The organism is Sphingomonas gei (genome assembly GCF_004792685.1).
Classification (GTDB): Bacteria; Pseudomonadota; Alphaproteobacteria; order Sphingomonadales; family Sphingomonadaceae; genus Sphingomonas; species Sphingomonas gei.
The window spans coordinates 113,378-130,171 of sequence record NZ_SRXT01000005.1 but is presented as its reverse complement, the minus strand read 5'-3'; the positions used below and the strand labels follow the sequence as shown (position 1 = coordinate 130,171).

Below are 16,794 nucleotides of genomic sequence, written 5' to 3'. Positions count from 1 at the left end.
CAACTATAGCCAAGACCTTACTTGACAGTATCGGGGCGATAACGCCTGTTCCACCTCCGGCATGGGGCGAATAGGCGAACTCGATCTTCCCGAAAGACTGGCGCCCTTCGCGCCGGCCTGGGTGACGCAGCTGCTGTTTGCGCTCGTCTGCGCCGCAGCTGCAGTAGTCGCGCGCGTCTTCGTCGACATATTCGCGCCTGGCGCGGGGCCTTTCGCGCTCGGTTACCCCGCAGTGCTGGTCGCGGCGCTGTTCGGGCGTTGGCAGGCGGGTGCGCTGGCTGCAGTGCTCGTGCTGGCCCATACTTGGTACTTCCTGCTGCCGCCGCTGAACTCGTTTTACCCGAAGAGCCCCAGCGACGGTCCGCGGCTGCTGGTCATCGTCATCGCCTATGTGATCATGATCGCAGTCGCCGAGACCTTCCGCCGCGCGGTCCGCCGCGCTGCCGCCGAGCGCGACCGCCAGATCGCCGAGCGCGACTTGTTCCTCGAGGAATTCGATCACCGGGTGAAGAACAACTTCACGCTCGTCGCCGCCTTGCTCGACATGCAGCGCCGCCGCGCCGGCGACGGCGAGACTGCCGGGGCACTGGCGAGCGCGCTTGCCCGCGTGGAGAGCATCGCCCGCGCGCATCGCCATCTGTATCGCGGCACCGCGGCACCGGGAGAGGTCGACATGGCGACCTATATCCGCGAGCTGTGCAGCGCGCTCGAAGACGCGCTGTTCCTCCGCGGCGCGATCGCGCTGGCCTGCACCGCCGATCATGCCGACCTGCCGCGCGATCGGGCGGTATCGATCGGCCTCATCGTCAACGAGCTCGTTACCAACGCGGCCAAGCACGCCTTTGGCGACCGCGTCGATGGCTCGATCAAGGTGGCCTTCGAAGCGCGCCAAGCGGGCTGGCGGCTGATCGTCGCCGATAATGGCCAGGGAATCTCCCCGGTCGCCATCGCCGAACGCCGCGGCACCGGGCTGGGTCAGCGCCTGATCGAAGGCTTTGTCCGCCAGGCCCGCGGCACGATCCGGACCGAAAGCGGCGCGGAGGGCACCACCGTTACCGTGGATCTGGAGGCTTGAAGTTAGTGCAAGCGATCCGTGCTCCTGCGAAAGCAGGAGCCCAGGGCGGCAAGCGACGCCTTCGTGACTCTGGCTCCTGCTTCCGCAGGAGCACGGCGTCACTAAACGCCGCGCTGTCGTCTACCCCAGCGCCTCGACCTGCTCGGCAAGCTCGAGCCAGCGCATCTCCGCTGCGTCCTTCTCGTCGCGCAATTTGCCGATGCCGTCGCTCAGACTGGCGAACTTGCCCGGGTCGCGCACATAAAGTGTAGGATCGGCCATCGCCGCCTCGTCTTTGGCGATCTGCGCCTCGATCTCCTCGATGCGCTTGGGCAGCAGTTCGTAGTCGCGCTGGTCCTTGTAGCTGAGCTTGACCCCCTTGGCCTTGGGCGCCGCCGCAACCGGGATCGCCGGCTTGGCGACCTTGCGGCCCACCGTGCGCTGAGTTCGCTGCGCGACCCAATCGGCATAGCCGCCCACCACGACATCGACCGCTCCCGATCCGTCGAGCCCCAGCGTCACCGTTACCGTGCGATCGAGGAAGTCGCGGTCATGGCTGACGATCAATACCGTGCCGGCATAATCCGAGATCACTTCCTGGAGCAGATCCAGCGTCTCGAGATCGAGATCGTTGGTCGGTTCGTCGAGCACCAGCAAATTGGAGGGCCGGGCGAATTCGCGCGCCAGCAGCAAGCGCGAGCGCTCGCCGCCCGACAGCGTCCCGATCTTGGCGTCGGCGAGCCCCGGCTCGAACAGGAACTCCTTGAGATAGCCGTGGATGTGCTTGCGCACCCCGAGCACGTCGATCCACTCACCGCCCTGGGTGAGCACGTCGCGCACCGTCTTGAGCGGATCCATCAGGCTGCGCTGCTGGTCGATGAACACCATCTCGAGCGTCTTGGCCAGGCGGATGCTGCCCTCGTCGGGCTCCAACTCGCCGGTCAGCAGCTTGAGCAAGGTGGTCTTGCCCGCTCCGTTCGCGCCGACGATGCCGATCCGGTCGCCGCGCGTCACTCGCAGCGTCAGATCGTCGATGATCGTCCGCTCGCCGAAGCGCTTGGTGACGCCCTTGACGTCGATCACCACCTTGGTCTGCGCGCCGTCGCTGCCGATCGCCAATTTGGCCGAGCCTTGCGGGCCGGTCATCGCTGCCCGGTCGGCGCGCATCTCCTTGAGCTTGGTCAGCCGGCCCTGGTTGCGCCGCCGCCGCCCGGTGACGCCGCGCAGCAGCCAATGCTCCTCGATCTTGAGCTTGGCGTCGAGCTTCTGGGCGTTGCGCTCCTCATCGGCATACACCGTCTCGGTCCACGCCTCGAACCCGCCAAAGCCGATCTCCGCCCGCCGAATGGCACCACGGTCCAGCCACAAAGTCTGCCGGGTCAGTTTGGTCAGGAAGGTGCGGTCATGGCTGATCGCGATGAACGCGCCCTTGTACCGGCTCAGCCAGGATTCGAGCCAGTCGATCGCGGCGATATCGAGATGGTTGGTCGGCTCGTCCATCAGCAACACGTCGGGATTCATCGCCAGCGCCCGCGCGATCGCCGCGCGCCGCCGCTCGCCGCCCGATGCGGTCGCGGCTTCGCGGCTCAGATCGACGCCCAATTGGTCGGCGATCGCCTCGACTTCGTACAGCTCCGGCGCATCGTCGCCCTTGAGGCAGAAATCGAGCAAAGTCGCGAACCCCTCGACGCGGGGGTCCTGCTCCAGGATCACGACATGCGTGCCGGGGACGATCGTTCGGCGGCCCTCGTCCGAATCGATCTGCCCGGCGATCAGGCGGAGCAGAGTCGATTTGCCCGCGCCGTTGCGGCCGATCAGCGCCAGCCGGTCGCGCTCGCCGATATAGAGATCGAGTCCGCGGAACAGCCAGCCCGAGCCCTGGATCAGCCCGAGGCCCTCATATGCAAGTACAGGTGCAGCCATGGCCGGGCACCTAGGGGCCCCGGCCGCCCGCCGCAAGTTGCTCGCTGCTGACACGCGTGTTCAGGGGCTATTCAATGGCCGGACCCTATGCCATTCCGATGAAGATGCTGGTTAAGCCTGTTTTCTGCGCGTGTCTGGCTGCCCTCTCGCTGGTCGGCAGCGGCGTGTCGTGTGCGCAGGACAGCAACCAGGAGGCAGCCAGCCAGCGCCGGCTCAAGGGGCAGAATCTCCCGGTGCGCGAAATCGAGCGCCGCGTCGTCCCTCGCGTCCCCGGAGCCCAATATCTCGGATTCGATTACGATTCGGCAACGGACATTTACACGCTCAAATTCCTGCGCAATGGATCGGTGATCTGGGTGGATGCGGACGGGCGCACGGGCAACATCGTCCGGCGCACGGGCGATTGAACGCCGGCACAGCAAGGGCACAGGGACCAACGCATGCGACTATTGATCGTCGAGGACGAACCCAATCTCGGACAGCAGCTCCGCAACGCGCTCGAAGGCGCGGGCTATGCGGTCGATCTCGCCACTGACGGCGAAGAGGGGCATTTCCTCGGCTCTACCGAGCAATATGACGCCGTGATCCTCGATCTCGGCCTTCCCGAGATCGACGGGCTGACCGTGCTCGATCGCTGGCGCAAGGAAGGCAAGACCACCCCGGTGCTGGTGCTCACCGCGCGCGACAGCTGGTCGGACAAGGTCGCCGGGCTCGACGCCGGCGCCGACGATTATGTCGCCAAGCCGTTCCAGACCGAGGAACTGATCGCCCGACTGCGCGCATTGATCCGCCGCGCCTCGGGCAATGCCTCGGCCGAGCTGATCGCGGGCGACATCCGCCTCGACACCCGCAGCGGCAAGGTCACCAAGGCCGGCGAGCCGGTCAAGCTCACTGCGCAGGAGTATAAGCTCCTCTCCTATCTGCTTCACCACAAGGGCAAGGTGGTCAGCCGCACCGAGCTGATCGAGCATATCTACGATCAGGATTTCGATCGCGATTCGAACACCATCGAAGTCTTCGTCACGCGGATCCGCAAGAAATTGGGTGCCGACGTGATCACCACCATCCGCGGGCTGGGCTACAGCCTCGAGGAACCCGCGGACGCCTGACATGCATGACACCGGGGACAGCGTCCCGTCCCCCGTGATCGACGAGGCGGTCCCCGAGCCGCAGCCGCGGCGCTACGCCCAGGCCACCGGATCGGTGAGCCGGCGGATGATCCTGATCGCCAGCGCCTGGATCTTCGTGCTGCTGGTCGGCGGCGGCGTCGCGCTCGATCGGGTGTTGACCACGGCGATCACGCGCAATTTCGACGAGCAGCTCGATTATCTGCTGACCTCGATGATCGTCTCGGCCGAGCTCGGCCCGAACGGCGAAGTCGTGCTCAACCGCGAACTCGCCGACCAGCGCTTCCTCGAGCCGGGCTCTGGCGCCTATTGGCAGATCAGCGGCAACGGCTTCGAGCCGTTCCCGTCGCGTTCGCTGTGGGACCGCAAGCTACGCGTAAACCAGCGCCACGACGACCGCGAACTCCACATCTACGACAGCGACGAATTCCTGGACAAAACCCCGCGCCAGGATCGCGACCCCAACGATCCGAGCAATCAGATGCTGCGGATCGCCGAGCGCGATCTCAAGCTTCCGGGCTCGCCGGTGCGCTGGAGATTTCAGGTCGCGCAGAGCCGCGACGGACTCAACGCGCAGATTGCCACGTTGCGCCGGACCCTGGTGCGCAGCTTCGTGCTGCTCGGGCTTGGGCTGATCGTGATGGTCGGGCTGCAGACCTGGTATGGGCTCCTCCCGCTGCGCAAGGTGCGGTCGGAGATCGCGCGGCTACGCGCCGGCAAGGCCAAGCGGATCGAGGACCGCATGCCCGCCGAGATCGCGCCGATGGTCGAGGAACTGAACGCACTCGTCGAACACAATGACCGCCAGGCCGAGGAAGCGCGGCGCCACGCCGGCAACCTCGCGCATGCGCTCAAGACTCCGCTCAGCGTGATCATCAATGCCGCCGCCGCGGGGCAGGACGACCTCGCCCCCACGGTGATCCGCGAGGCGCGGACGATGCGCCGCCAGATCGACCACCACCTCGCCCGCGCCCGCGCCGTCGGCCGCCGCGGCAGCGCGCACAGCCGCGCCGCGGTGTGGCCCTCGGTCGAAGCCGTCGAGCGCGCGGTGGCGCGGCTCTACCCCAATGTCCGCCTCGACCTCGACGGCCAGAAAGACCTGATCGCGCATATCGAGCGCCAGGATCTCGACGATCTGCTCGGCAATCTCGTCGAGAACGCCGCCAAATATGGCGGCGGCAGCGTCTTCGTCACGGTGCGGGTCGAAGCCGGCTTCGTCGAGATCCTCGTCGAGGACGATGGCAACGGCATCCCCGAAGCCGACCGCCTGCGCATCTTCGATCGCGGCGTCCGGCTCGACAGCGGCAAGCCCGGCACCGGCCTCGGCCTCGCGATCGTCCGCGACGTCGCCGAGATCTACGACGGCACCGTCAGTCTCGAAGAGAGCGAGGATCTCGGAGGGCTGCTCGTCCGGCTAAGGCTGCCGGCCGCTTCTTGAGCAATACAGAGTGTATAGATATCAATGTCTTGCGCCTAGGCGAAGCGCTTCCTTTGGCCCGCCCGGTTGGTAATCCCGGTCTGAATTACCGCTTGAAATGTAGGATTTCACTTGCTCAGATCGATACGCCGCCGCCCTGCGGCCGCTCTTTGATAATTTGGATTCCAACGGCCACATTGAGGCGCGTCTGGGGCAGACCTTTGTGATTTTCGGGACAGCCCATTAGCCGCCGGGACATGCGCGATAGTGTGACCCTGGTGTGACTTTAGCTTCGCAAGATGTGCGCGCGGCGGTGCGATCGCCCTTACGTTGATCGCTGTCTCAAGAGACTGGCTTTGATTTCATATTGGCGAAATCGCTCCGTTTTCCGTTCGCCCTGAGCCTGTCGAAGGGCGGCTATCCACGCACGAACCGCTGGCGGCGTCGCCCTTCGACAAGCTCAGGGCGAACGGACAGGGTGGGTCGATCTAACTGAGATCGTCTCTAGATCGCCCGCATCGCCTCCGCAGCGATCGTCAGGCTTCGCTTGCGCGCATCATGGTCGAACATCGCGCTGGTCAGGATGAGTTCGTCCGCCCCGGTCCGCGCCACGAACGCCGCAAGCTGCGCGCGCACCTTCTCCGGACCGCCGATCGCACTGGCCGAGAGCACTTGCTCGAGCATCGCATTGCCCTGCGCGCCGAGGCTGTCGCGATAGCCACGCACCGGCGGCGGCAACTGGATCCCCCGCCCCGTGCGGATCGCGACGAAGGCCTGTTGCTGCGACGTCGCCAGATATTCGGCCTCGTCGTCGCTGTCCGCACCAAAGACGTTGAAGCCCAGCGCCAGATGCGGCTTGTCGAGCGCCGCCGAGGGGCGGAAGTTGCGGCGATAGACGTCGCCCGCTTCATCGATCAGCCCCGGCGCGAAATGCGAGGCGAAGGCATAAGGCAGCCCCAAGGCCGCCGCCAGCTGCGCGCCGAACAGGCTCGAGCCGAGAATCCATAGCTTGACGTCTGCGCCCGCACCCGGAGTGGCGCGAATGCCGGTCCGGCCGTCATCGGCGAAATAACTCTGCAGTTCGACCACGTCCTGGGGGAACTCGTTGCCGTCGCCGCCCATCCCGCGCCGGATCGCCGCCGACACGCGCTGATCGGATCCCGGCGCTCTGCCGAGGCCGAGATCGACTCGCCCCGGGAACAGCGCGTCGAGCGTGCCGAACTGCTCGGCGACCTGGAGCGGCGAATGGTTGGGCAGCATGATGCCCCCTGCGCCGACTCGGATCGTCGAAGTCGCGGCGCCGACATGCGCGATCACCACCGCGGTTGCGGCGCTGGCGATGCCTTCCATGCCGTGATGCTCGGCGACCCAGTAGCGCGTATAGTCGAGCCCCTCGGCATGGCGCGCAAGGTCGGCGGCATTGGCGAGCGCCTGGCCGGCGGTGCCGCCCTGGATGATGGGAACGAGGTCGAGCAGGGAATAGGCTGTCATCGCCCGGAGATGGGTGGTGCCCCGCCCGCGCGCCAGCCGAAGCTTTGCTTTCAAGCGACGAAGGAGTTCCCCTCTCCCGTCGGGAGAGGGTTGCGCAGACTCGGGTCCGCTTCTTCAGCGGACCTTAGTCGGAGCTGGGTGAGGGGACCACGCTATCGAGAATGGAGACCCTCACCAAACAGCATTCAGAACCCCAAAGTCAGCCGCACCGCGCCACCCTTGTCGCTCGGGAAAGACGCATAATTCCCCGGATTGCGCCGCAGGAACAGGTTGCTGCTCACATCCCCGCCGAGCAATGGCCAGCTGTAGCGCAGCTCATAATCCACCTCGCGGCCCACCGGCGCCAGATTGATGAATCCCTTGTCCCACGCGCTGACCGCCATCGTCGCATAATCCCAGTCGGCAGGCAGCGCGATCCCGATCCCGCCGCTTGCGACACGCAGCGGCTGGGCGATGCGGAACCCGAAACTGTCGCCCGCCGCGAACATCGCGTCCTTGCCGATATCGGCCGCAAAGGCGTTGGTGCGAATGACACCACCCCCCTGAACTCCGCTGCGCAGCTTGGCGCTGGTCCAGCCCTGCCGCATCGAGCCGCCGAGCGACCAGCCATCGCTTATGGCGTAGCGCAGGCCGAGATCGACGAAATTGCTATCGGCCCGCGCCGCGCCGAGCCCGCCGCTGAAGCGCGCGCCGAGCAACGTGTCGCGCTCGCTGAGCCGCGTCAGCGAAAGCCCCGCGCGCAGATCGCCGAAGCGGCGATCGAGCCCCAGCGTGGTCCGCCAATAGCCCGAATGCTGCGCGTCCCAGCGCAGCGCGGCGAATTGCGTGTCGCGCCGGCTGAGCACCTGGCCCTGTTCCTGCGCGAGACTGACGCCCCAGCGCCCGAGCGACTGGCGCACTGCGACCGAGCCGGTGACGTCGACATCGAAGCCCGCGCTGTGCAGCGGATCGCGTGCGACCAGGAAAGCGGGCTCGTCCCGCCCCGCGAGCCGCGCGGTCAGCGTGTTGCCGGTCTCCGATGCGCCGATCGCGAACTGCGCCTTGCTGCCGAGCCTGCCGCTCACCGTCGCGGCGAGCATCCGCGCGACGCCGGCGTCGCTGCCGCCGATGCCGAGCCGCTCGATGCGGATAGAATCGCGGCTCGGCACGAGCGACACCGCGACGCGGAGATCCCGCACGCCGGTCGAAAAGCTGCGCTGGCGCGTCGCCATCAGCGCCGGCAGCCGGCGCGCCGGGCCCTGGCGGACGATCGAGCGTGCCAGTTCGGTCGCAAAGGCGCGATCGAACGAGTCGAGTACCACGGCCCCCAGCGGGCCTTGGCGCGCGTCCCCCATCGGACCCGAAAGCGCGGCGTTGATGCCGGTGGAAACCACCCCGGTCGATCCGGCGAGCGACGTCGTGCCGACCGGCTGGAACGCGCGGGTCAGATCGAGCGCGCCGCGGCCATAGATCGAGTCGACTCCCTCCGCGCCGAGATCGCGCGCCGTCGCATAGAGCAACTGGACGATCTGCGCGCCGCTGAGGTTGGGGAAAGCCTGGGCGAGCAGCGCCACCGCCCCGGCGATCTGCGGCGCGGAGAAGGACGTGCCCGACCAGAGCATCGCGGAATTGTCCTGATCCGGCGCGCGAACGCGCTCGCCGACCGCCATGAGATAGGTGCTGGCGCCGGTCCCGGCGCGATTGCTGAAGCTCGAAATCTGGTCGGACGTGCCGACCGAGCCGGCGATGATCACCAGCCCGCGCGCGCCGGCGCTCGCCGCGGCGCCGCCGGCAAAGGGATCGGGATTGAAGCCCTCGGGCTTGTCGCCGTCATTGCCGGCCGAAATCACGATGACGATCCCGGCGGCGGTGGCGTTGCTGATCGCCTGAAGCAGCCTGGTATTGGGCGGGTCGCCGCCGAGCGAGATGTTGACCACGCGCGCACCGCCGGTGCGCGCGGCGTCGAGGCCCGCGGCGATGGCATTGTCGCCGAAGCTGCAGCCGCCATCCGCGCTGGTATCGGCGCAACTGCCGGGCGTATCGGCGCGCGCGACGATCAGCTGGGCATCGAAGGCTACGCCATGCGTACCGGCATCGTTGCGACGCCCGGCGATGGTGAAGGCGACGGCGGTGCCGTGGCCGCCTTCGTCATCGATGGTACCGTTTCCGCCCGCCGCGATCGAGGCGCTGCTGATCCGGCAGCTGCCGGTGCCGACTCCGCCCGAACAATCGCCGAACTCGGCGCTCTGCAAGTCGATCCCGCTGTCGATCACCCCGACGCGGATCGCCGCGCCGGTGCCGCCATGCTGATAGGCAGTGAGCGCGTTCATCGAAACGGCGCCGGCAGTCGCGCGATATTCGGCGGTGTCGTAGCTCATCGTCGCCACCGGCGTCGGTGTCGGTGTCGGGGCAGGCACCGGCGTGGGCGTCGGCGTCGGGGCCGGAGCCACCACAGGGGGCGCCGGAACCGGGTTCACCCCGCCGCCGCCGCCCCCGCCCCCGCACGCCGCAAGCGCACACAGGCTGCCAAGCGCGGCAGTTTGCGTCAGTCGCGCGCGAAAACCCGTCGGCATCATAGTCGTCCCTGAAGAGGGTGCACGGCAGCGCAGATAGGTTCCGCAGAGTTTACCGAGACTTAACGCCACGCTTCCCTGCCGCCTTGCAGCCCGGGCGTCCACTCCGTAGAGCCCCGATCCGATGCTTCCCGCGCTAGGCCATATCCGCAACTGGATCTTCGATCTGGACAATACGCTCTACCCCGTGCGTGCGAACCTCTTCGCCATGATAGACGCGCGGATCGGCGAATATGTGCGGACGCTGCTGAATTGCGACCCGGCCGAGGCGCACCGGATCCAGAAAGGCTATTTCCACGCGCACGGCACCACGCTGTCGGGGCTGATCGCGGAGCACGGAGTCGACCCGCATCATTATCTGGCGGACGTCCATGACGTCGACATGAGCGTGCTGGAGCGCGACGAGGCATTGATCGCGGCGCTGGCGCGGCTGCCGGGGCGCAAGCTGGTCTTCACCAACGGCGATGCGCCGTATGCCGGCAGGGTGCTCGACCGGCTCGGGCTGAGCGAGAGCTTCGAAGCGATCCACGACATCCACGCCACCGAATATCGCCCCAAGCCTGATCCCTCGGCCTATCGCGGACTGTGCGAGGCCTATGACCTCAACCCGGCCGAAAGCCTGTTCGTCGAGGACATGGCGCGCAATCTCAAGCCCGCCAAGGCGATCGGCATGACTACGGTGTGGATCGACAACGGCTCCGAACAGACGGCAGACGAAGACCGCAGCTTCATCGACTATACCGTGACCGACCTCGGCCACTGGCTGCATCAAATTCTGGAGGATTGAAGTGACCGACCTCGCCGCAACCATAGACGCCGCCTGGGAGGACCGAGCCAATCTCGGTCTCACGACTCGAGGCGCGGTGCGCGAGGCAGTCGCCGAGGCGCTCGACCTGCTCGACAGCGGCGAGGCGCGCGTAGCCGAGCCGGCCGGCAATGGCTGGCAGGTCAACCAGTGGCTCAAAAAGGCGGTTCTGCTTAGCTTCCGGCTCAACGACAATGTCGTGGTCGAAGGCCCCGGCGGCGCCAATTGGTTCGACAAGGTGCCGAGCAAGTTCGCCGGCTGGGGCGAGCCCGCCTTCCGCGACGCCGGCTTCCGCGCGGTGCCGGGCAGCATTGTGCGCCACGGCGCGCACGTCGCGAAGGGCGCAGTGCTGATGCCGAGCTTCGTCAATATCGGCGCTTTTGTCGGCGAAGGCACGATGGTCGACACTTGGTCGACGGTGGGCAGCTGCGCGCAGATCGGCAGGAACGTCCATCTCTCGGGCGGGGTCGGTATCGGCGGCGTGCTCGAGCCGCTCCAGGCCGATCCGGTGATCATCGGTGACGGCGCGTTCATCGGCGCGCGTGCCGAAGTCGCCGAGGGCGTCCGCGTCGGCGAAGGCGCGGTGCTGTCGATGGGAGTCTATCTCGGCGCCTCGACCAAGATCATCGATCGCGCCACCGGCGAAGTGCATCGCGGCGTGGTCCCGCCTTATTCGGTAGTCGTGCCCGGCAGCATCGGCGGCAGCGACGGCAAGCCGGCGCTATACTGTGCGGTGATCGTCAAGACGGTCGACGCGCAGACTCGGAGCAAGACCGGGATTAACGAGCTGTTGCGGGAATAAGGCCATTACCGTCACCCCGGCGAAAGCCGGGGCCCAGAGCCACAAGCGCGTCGCACGCGACTCTGGATCCCGGCTTTCGCCGGGATGACGGAATGGCGTAGAGAAGCTACCATGACCGAACCCATGACCTATGGGCGCTATCTCGCCCTCGATACCTTGCTCGCGTCGCAGCATCCTTTGTCCGATCGCGACGACGAATTGCTGTTCATCATCATCCACCAGACCAAGGAGCTGTGGCTCAAGCAGATCCTCGCCGAGCTGTTGCCCGCCAAGGCGCTGGTCCGCGAAGGCCGGCTGATCGAGGCGTACAAGAACCTCGCCCGCATCAGCCGCATTCAGGCAGTGATGACATTGAGCTGGGACGTGCTCGCGACGATGACGCCGAGCGACTATACCCGCTTCCGCGAGGTGCTCGGCCCGAGCTCGGGCTTCCAGTCCGATCAGTTCCGCGCGGTCGAGACATTGCTCGGGGTGCGCGGCGGCGGCGTGCCGGGACCACTCACCCAACAATATGCAAACGAACCAAGCCTGTGGGACGACGCCAATGCCGCGCTCGCCGCCGCAGGCTTCGCGGTGCCACCCGAGGCGCTGGCGCGTGAGTGGCCGCAGCCCTACGCGCCGAGCCAGGGAGTCGAGGATGCCTGGATCCAGGTGTATCGTGATCCGACGCGCTGGTGGGACCTGTATCAGCTCGCCGAGAAACTGGTCGATGTCGACGATTCGATGGCGACCTGGCGGCACAAGCACGTGCTCACCGTCAGCCGGGTGATCGGGATGAAGCACGGCACCGGCGGCACCCCCGGCGTCCCCTATCTCGAATCGACGCTCAAGAAGCGCGCCTTCCCCGAACTCTGGTCGCTGCGGACCCAATTGTGACCGCGAGCTACAAGCACCTCTTCCAGCGCGCGATCGCCGCGGCGCCCGAGCGGCTCCACTTCGCCGCGCACTCGCACCATCTCTGGCCCGACGCCTCCTATCTCGGCCAGCTTGCCGCCTGGGAGGATGGGGTGCGCCTCGCCGACCGCAAATGGGAGCGCGTGATGGGCGCGATCTGGCCCGCCGCGCAGGCGCATGTCGCAGCAGAGCTGGGGCTGCCCGATCCGGCGACGATCGTCTTCGCGCCGAACACCCACGAATTGCTGCTGCGCATCGCCTCGGCACTGCCGCAGCGGCCGCTGCGCATTTTGGCGAGCGACGGCGAGTTCCACAGCTTCCGCCGCCAGAGCGTCCGCTGGGAGGAAGCGGGCAGCGCGACCGTCGAGCGGGTGCCGCTCGATCGGATCGTCACGGCGGCGCGTGCGGGCGCGCACGATCTGATCTTCGTCAGCCAGGTCCAGTTCGGCACCGGCCAAGTGTTCGAGGGGGTCGCCGAGCTCGCCGAGCTGGCGCGCCCTGAAGGACCCTGGGTGGTAATCGACGGCTATCACGGCTTCATGGCGCTGCCGACCGACCTTTCGGCAGTGGCGGACCGGGTGTTCTATCTCGCCGGCGGCTACAAATATGCGATGGCGGGCGAAGGCTGCGCCTTCCTCCACGCCCCGCCGGGCTTCGGCCCGCGACCCCAGATCACCGGTTGGTATGCCGAGTTCGACGATCTTTCGCTGCCGCCCGGCAGCGTGGGTTACGCCCCCGACGCACGGCGCTTCCTCGGCGCGACGTTCGACCCTTCGGGGATCTACCGCTTCGTCGCAGTGCGCGACATGCTCCGGCAGGAAGGGCTGAGCACCGCCGACATCGCCGCGCATGCAGCGGCGTTGCGCGACGGCTTGTTGGCGGCACTGCCGATCGAGGCCGATTTGCTCAATCCGGGATCGCCGGCACGCTTCGTGGCATTGCGTTCGCCGCACGCGGCACGCTGGAAGGCGGCGCTGGAGGCCGAGGATGTGATCGTCGACGTCCGCGGTGACGTGCTGCGGATCGGGTTCGGGCTGTACCAGGACATGCGCGATCTAAACCGGCTGATCGGGGCGTTGCGAGGGCTGTAACTCCTCCCTCGCGCAGCGGGGGAGGTGGCAGGCGCAGCCTGACGGAGGGGGCGCCTCCGCGGGCGGTGCTTGTGGAGAGGCCTCCTCCGTCACCTTCGGCGCCACCTCCCCCGCTTCGCGAGGGAGGATTTTGAGTCAGTCCCCGACCTTCGCCACGCCCAGCCGCGGAATATCGATCTTCGGGCAGCGGTCCATCACCACCTTGAGCCCGGCCGCCTCGGCGCGCGCGGCGGCCTCTTCGTTGATCACCCCGATCTGCAGCCACACCGACTTCGCCCCAGCCGCGATCGCCTCGTCGACCGCCTCGCCCGCCGCCATCGGCCGCCGGAAGATGTCGACCATGTCGATCGGTTCGCCGATCTGGCTCAGCTCGCGAAAGACGAACTCGCCATGGACGTGCTCGCCGGTGATCTGCGGATTGACCGGGATCACGCGGTAGCCGCGGCTCTGGAGATACGCCATCACGCCATAGCTCGGTCGATCGGGCCGGTCCGACGCGCCGATCATCGCGATCGTCCGCGTTTCCTCGAGCAATTGGCGAATGTCTTCGTCGCGGGTCAGCGGCATCGGTTCAGCCTCCTTCTGCGACGAGCCAATCATCCAGCCGCGCCGCCAATGCGGCGAACGTCTCCGCCTGCGGGCCGTTCCCCGCGGCGGGCGGATCGCCGGCATCCGAGGCAGTGCGAATCGCCATCTCCAGCGGCACCCGGCCAAGAAACGGCAGCCCCATCCGCTGCGCCGCCGCCTCCGCGCCGCCGCTGCCGAACGGGTCGGAGACCTCGCCGCAATGCGGGCAGGCATAGCCCGCCATATTCTCGATCACGCCGACGATCGGCACATTGACCTTGTTGAACAAGTCGATCGCCCGCGCCGCGTCGATCAGCGCGAGGTCCTGCGGCGTCGACACGATGATCGCGCCCGCGGGCTTGTGCTTCTGCACCATGGTCAGCTGGAGATCGCCGGTGCCGGGGGGCAGATCGAGGATCAGTATCTCGGCATCGCCCCAATCGGCATCGACCATCTGGCCGAGCGCGCCGCCCGCCATCGATCCGCGCCACGCGATCGCCTGCCCCTCGGGCACCAGCCCGCCCATCGACAGCAGAGGCACGCCGAACTTGGTCTGGACCGGGATCAGCACCTTCCCGCGCGCTTCGGGCCGAATCCCGTCGACGGCGAGCAGCCGAGTCTGCGAGGGGCCGTAGATATCGGCATCGACCAGCCCCACGCGCCGCCCGCGCCGCGCCAGCGCAATGGCGAGATTGGCGGCGATGGTCGACTTGCCAACCCCGCCCTTGCCGCTGCCGACGGCGATCAGCCGCCGCGTCCGCCGCTCGCTGGTGAGCAGCACGCGCACTTCGCTCACCCCCGGCGCCGCCTCCGCAGCACGCCGAACGTCCGCCTCCAGCTCCTTCCGCACCGCCTCTTCAAGGCCAGTGACGTCGAGCACGATGCTCGCCTTGCCGCCCTCGACTCGCGCTGTCGCGCGCCCTGCTGCGATGGGCGCGAGCGCCGCTTTCAAGCTCTCTATGTCGGTCATTAAGCGCCAGATAGGCGCACAATCGGTTGCTGCCACTGTAAATCCGCGCGTGCGACCTTATAAAGACAAGCATGGTGAACCTATCGGGCTGGCGCGGACTGGCCGGCATCTTCAAGAACGAAGCTCCCAAGAGTCCGTGGGGCAGTGGCGGCGGAAGCGGCGGCAATGGCGGCGGCTCCGGCAATGGCGGCGGCTCCGGCCCACGCAATCCCTGGTCCTTCCCGCCCGGCGGCAAGCGCCCCCGCCCCGGCGCATCGAGCCTCGACGAATTGCTCAAGCGCGCCCGCGGCGGCGGCGGCGGCGGCCCGGGCATCCCCGGCCTGCCGAGCGGCACGCGGTTGTGGTCCTTGGTGATCGGCGCGCTGCTGCTCGTCTGGGTGCTCTTTACCAGCATCCATCCGATCGGCCCGCGCGAGCGGGGCATCGTCACCACGCTCGGCAGCTATTCGACCACGCTGACCCCCGGCGTGCGATTCACCCTCCCCGCCCCGCTCCAGCTCGTCGACGTGATCGACGTCGCCAATATCCGCACCGAGAATTTCCCGACCGGCGGCGAAAATCTGATGCTGACCGGCGACCAGAACATCGTCGACCTCGCATATTCGGTGCGCTGGGACATCAGCAGCGCGGTCGACTACAAGTTCCAGATCGCCAAGCCGGAGGACACTGTCCGTGCCACGGCGGAGAGCGCGATGCGCGCGATCGTGGCGACCACCAGCTTGAACGAGGCGATCGGCCAGGGCCGTTCGCGGATCGAAGGCCAGGTCCAGGCCTCGATCCAGCAGATCCTCGATCAATATCACTCGGGTATCCGCATCCAGGGCGTCGCGATCCAGAAGGCTGCCGCGCCCCAGGCCGTCGATGAGGACTTCAAGCAAGTCACCGCCGCGCAGCAGGAGGCCCAGGCCAACAAGAACAACGCCAATGCCTATGCCCAGCAGGTTCTCGCCGCGGCACAGGGCGAAGCGGCCGAGTTCGACAAGATCTACGAGCAGTACAAAGCGGCACCCGAAGTGACCCGCCGCCGGCTGTATTACGAGACGATGGAGCAGATCCTGTCCCGCACCAACAAGACGATCGTCGAAGCCCCGGGCGTGACGCCCTACCTCCCGCTGCCCGCGATGCGTGGCGGCGGCGGGACGCCAGCGGCTGAGGCTCCGGCCCAGCCCCGCGCCCAGACGGGAGCACCGCGATGACCGCCAGTTGGTTCCGCAGCCCGATCGGCATCGCCGTCGCCATCATCCTCGCGCTCGTCGTGCTGATGAGCACGGTCGCGATCGTCCCTGAGAGCAAACAGGCAGTGATCCTGCGGCTCGAGCAGCCCTATCGCACGATCAACGCCTACAAGCCCAACGAGCAATATGGCCGCACTCAGGCCGGGCCGATCTTCCGCATCCCGTTCATGGATCGCATCGTCTGGGTCGACAAGCGCGTGCTCGACATCGACTTGCCCAACCAGCCGGTGCTGTCGACCGATCAGCTCCGCCTCGAAGTCGATGCCTATGCGCGCTTCCGCGTGGTCGATCCGCTGCGCATGGTGGTGACGGTTGGCTCCGAAGAGCGCGTCCGCGACCAGCTCCAGCCTTTGTTCGGCTCTTCGCTGCGCAACGAGCTCGGCAAGCGCACTTCGGCGATCCTGCTCAGCCCCGAGCGCGGCGAAGTGATGGACAATATCCAGAACTCGCTCCAGCGGCTCGCCAGCCAGTACGGCGTCGAGATCGTCGACGTCCGCATCAAGCAGACCGAGCTGCCGAGCGGTTCGCCGTTGGAAAGCGCGCTTAATCGCATGGCGACCGCGCGCCGCCAGGAAGCCGCGACGATCAAGGCGCAGGGCCTCAAGGAAGCGCAGATCATCCGCGCCACGGCGTCGGCCACGGCCGCGCAGGTCTATGCACAGGCGTTCAACAAGGATCCGGCTTTCTACGATTTCTACCGCGCGATGCAGTCGTACCGGACGACCTTCCTCGCCCAGGGCGACGGCAAGGGCGACACGTCGATCATCCTCTCGCCCCAGAACAGCTATTTGCGCGAGTTCATGGGGCAACGATGATCCTGCAGCTTCGTTCATATTCAATCAGCGTTCAGCAATCGCGCGCAACAA

15 protein-coding genes are annotated in these 16,794 nt (G+C 67.1%); 10 read left to right on the top strand and 5 right to left on the bottom strand.

What is annotated here, in order from left to right:
- The first annotated feature begins 61 nt into the window (after positions 1-61).
- Positions 62-1,075, top strand: a complete 1,014-nt coding sequence (locus E5A73_RS13370) for a sensor histidine kinase (RefSeq protein WP_135964346.1) — start codon at positions 62-64, stop codon at positions 1,073-1,075.
- Positions 1,076-1,195: 120 nt separating this feature from the next.
- Here the strand turns inward: E5A73_RS13370 and E5A73_RS13365 are convergent, their stop codons facing one another.
- Entirely contained in the window at positions 1,196-2,977 is a 1,782-nt protein-coding gene (locus E5A73_RS13365) for an ABC-F family ATP-binding cassette domain-containing protein (RefSeq protein WP_135964345.1), read from the bottom strand.
- A 98-nt stretch (positions 2,978-3,075) separates the two neighbouring features.
- Here E5A73_RS13365 and E5A73_RS13360 point away from each other — a divergent pair, with 98 nt between their 5' ends.
- The 3 genes from E5A73_RS13360 to E5A73_RS13350 all read left to right on the top strand — a co-directional run bounded on the left by E5A73_RS13360 (position 3,076) and on the right by E5A73_RS13350 (position 5,542).
- A complete protein-coding gene (locus E5A73_RS13360) occupies positions 3,076-3,384 on the top strand; it encodes a hypothetical protein (protein WP_240700176.1) in 309 nt (102 codons plus the stop codon).
- A gap of 33 nt (positions 3,385-3,417) precedes the next feature.
- Entirely contained in the window at positions 3,418-4,086 is a 669-nt protein-coding gene (locus E5A73_RS13355; RefSeq protein WP_029937243.1) for a response regulator transcription factor, read from the top strand.
- Positions 4,087-4,192: 106 nt separating this feature from the next.
- Positions 4,193-5,542 (top strand): sensor histidine kinase, encoded by a 1,350-nt coding sequence (locus E5A73_RS13350; protein ID WP_135964612.1) that lies wholly within the window; start codon positions 4,193-4,195, stop codon positions 5,540-5,542.
- A 483-nt stretch (positions 5,543-6,025) separates the two neighbouring features.
- On the opposite strand, the gene E5A73_RS13345 is transcribed toward E5A73_RS13350, so the two are convergent.
- Both E5A73_RS13345 and E5A73_RS13340 read right to left on the bottom strand, forming a co-directional pair.
- Positions 6,026-7,012: an LLM class flavin-dependent oxidoreductase gene (locus E5A73_RS13345; protein ID WP_135964611.1), complete on the bottom strand. Its 987-nt coding sequence runs from the start codon at positions 7,010-7,012 to the stop codon at positions 6,026-6,028.
- Between the two features lie 185 nt (positions 7,013-7,197).
- Positions 7,198-9,468, bottom strand: coding sequence for a S8 family peptidase (locus E5A73_RS13340; RefSeq protein WP_240700175.1), 2,271 nt, complete (start codon positions 9,466-9,468; stop codon positions 7,198-7,200).
- A 220-nt stretch (positions 9,469-9,688) separates the two neighbouring features.
- Here E5A73_RS13340 and E5A73_RS13335 point away from each other — a divergent pair, with 220 nt between their 5' ends.
- The 4 genes from E5A73_RS13335 (at position 9,689) to E5A73_RS13320 (ending at position 13,156) form a co-directional block, all read left to right on the top strand.
- Positions 9,689-10,351, top strand: a complete 663-nt coding sequence (locus E5A73_RS13335; protein WP_135964343.1) for a pyrimidine 5'-nucleotidase — start codon at positions 9,689-9,691, stop codon at positions 10,349-10,351.
- Between the two features lies 1 nt (position 10,352).
- On the top strand, positions 10,353-11,171 hold the full coding sequence (gene dapD, locus E5A73_RS13330) for a 2,3,4,5-tetrahydropyridine-2,6-dicarboxylate N-succinyltransferase (RefSeq protein ID WP_135964342.1): 819 nt from the start codon (positions 10,353-10,355) through the stop codon (positions 11,169-11,171).
- Positions 11,172-11,282: 111 nt separating this feature from the next.
- Positions 11,283-12,047 carry a tryptophan 2,3-dioxygenase gene (locus E5A73_RS13325; protein WP_135964341.1) on the top strand — a complete coding sequence of 255 codons (765 nt, stop codon included), beginning with the start codon at positions 11,283-11,285 and terminating at the stop codon, positions 12,045-12,047.
- Positions 12,044-13,156, top strand: coding sequence for an aminotransferase class V-fold PLP-dependent enzyme (locus E5A73_RS13320; RefSeq protein WP_206366493.1), 1,113 nt, complete (start codon positions 12,044-12,046; stop codon positions 13,154-13,156). The genes E5A73_RS13325 and E5A73_RS13320 overlap by 4 nt, the downstream gene beginning before the upstream one ends.
- A gap of 135 nt (positions 13,157-13,291) precedes the next feature.
- Here the strand turns inward: E5A73_RS13320 and E5A73_RS13315 are convergent, their stop codons facing one another.
- A complete protein-coding gene (locus E5A73_RS13315; RefSeq protein ID WP_135964340.1) occupies positions 13,292-13,723 on the bottom strand; it encodes a CoA-binding protein in 432 nt (143 codons plus the stop codon).
- 4 nt (positions 13,724-13,727) lie between these two features.
- Complete coding sequence (locus E5A73_RS13310) at positions 13,728-14,693, bottom strand: Mrp/NBP35 family ATP-binding protein (RefSeq protein WP_135964339.1); 966 nt, start codon at positions 14,691-14,693, stop codon at positions 13,728-13,730.
- 71 nt (positions 14,694-14,764) lie between these two features.
- On the opposite strand from E5A73_RS13310, the gene hflK reads away from it, so the two are divergent.
- Both hflK and hflC read left to right on the top strand, forming a co-directional pair.
- On the top strand, positions 14,765-15,889 hold the full coding sequence (gene hflK / locus E5A73_RS13305) for a protease modulator HflK (protein ID WP_135964338.1): 1,125 nt from the start codon (positions 14,765-14,767) through the stop codon (positions 15,887-15,889).
- Positions 15,886-16,743 (top strand): protease modulator HflC, encoded by an 858-nt coding sequence (gene hflC, locus E5A73_RS13300; protein WP_135964337.1) that lies wholly within the window; start codon positions 15,886-15,888, stop codon positions 16,741-16,743. The genes hflK and hflC overlap by 4 nt, the downstream gene beginning before the upstream one ends.
- Positions 16,744-16,794 lie beyond the last annotated feature (51 nt).

What these genes read in the sequence shown, in the direction of transcription:
- E5A73_RS13370 (WP_135964346.1), top strand. Translation starts at nt 62, where the DNA reads ATGGGGCGAATAGGCGAACTCGATCTTCCCGAAAGACTGGCGCCCTTC.
- E5A73_RS13365 (WP_135964345.1), bottom strand. Translation starts at nt 2,977, where the DNA reads ATGGCTGCACCTGTACTTGCATATGAGGGCCTCGGGCTGATCCAGGGC.
- E5A73_RS13360 (WP_240700176.1), top strand. Translation starts at nt 3,076, where the DNA reads ATGAAGATGCTGGTTAAGCCTGTTTTCTGCGCGTGTCTGGCTGCCCTC.
- E5A73_RS13355 (WP_029937243.1), top strand. Translation starts at nt 3,418, where the DNA reads ATGCGACTATTGATCGTCGAGGACGAACCCAATCTCGGACAGCAGCTC.
- E5A73_RS13350 (WP_135964612.1), top strand. Translation starts at nt 4,193, where the DNA reads ATGATCCTGATCGCCAGCGCCTGGATCTTCGTGCTGCTGGTCGGCGGC.
- E5A73_RS13345 (WP_135964611.1), bottom strand. Translation starts at nt 7,012, where the DNA reads ATGACAGCCTATTCCCTGCTCGACCTCGTTCCCATCATCCAGGGCGGC.
- E5A73_RS13335 (WP_135964343.1), top strand. Translation starts at nt 9,689, where the DNA reads ATGCTTCCCGCGCTAGGCCATATCCGCAACTGGATCTTCGATCTGGAC.
- E5A73_RS13325 (WP_135964341.1), top strand. Translation starts at nt 11,283, where the DNA reads ATGACCGAACCCATGACCTATGGGCGCTATCTCGCCCTCGATACCTTG.
- E5A73_RS13315 (WP_135964340.1), bottom strand. Translation starts at nt 13,723, where the DNA reads ATGCCGCTGACCCGCGACGAAGACATTCGCCAATTGCTCGAGGAAACG.
- E5A73_RS13310 (WP_135964339.1), bottom strand. Translation starts at nt 14,693, where the DNA reads ATGACCGACATAGAGAGCTTGAAAGCGGCGCTCGCGCCCATCGCAGCA.
- hflK (WP_135964338.1), top strand. Translation starts at nt 14,765, where the DNA reads ATGGTGAACCTATCGGGCTGGCGCGGACTGGCCGGCATCTTCAAGAAC.
- hflC (WP_135964337.1), top strand. Translation starts at nt 15,886, where the DNA reads ATGACCGCCAGTTGGTTCCGCAGCCCGATCGGCATCGCCGTCGCCATC.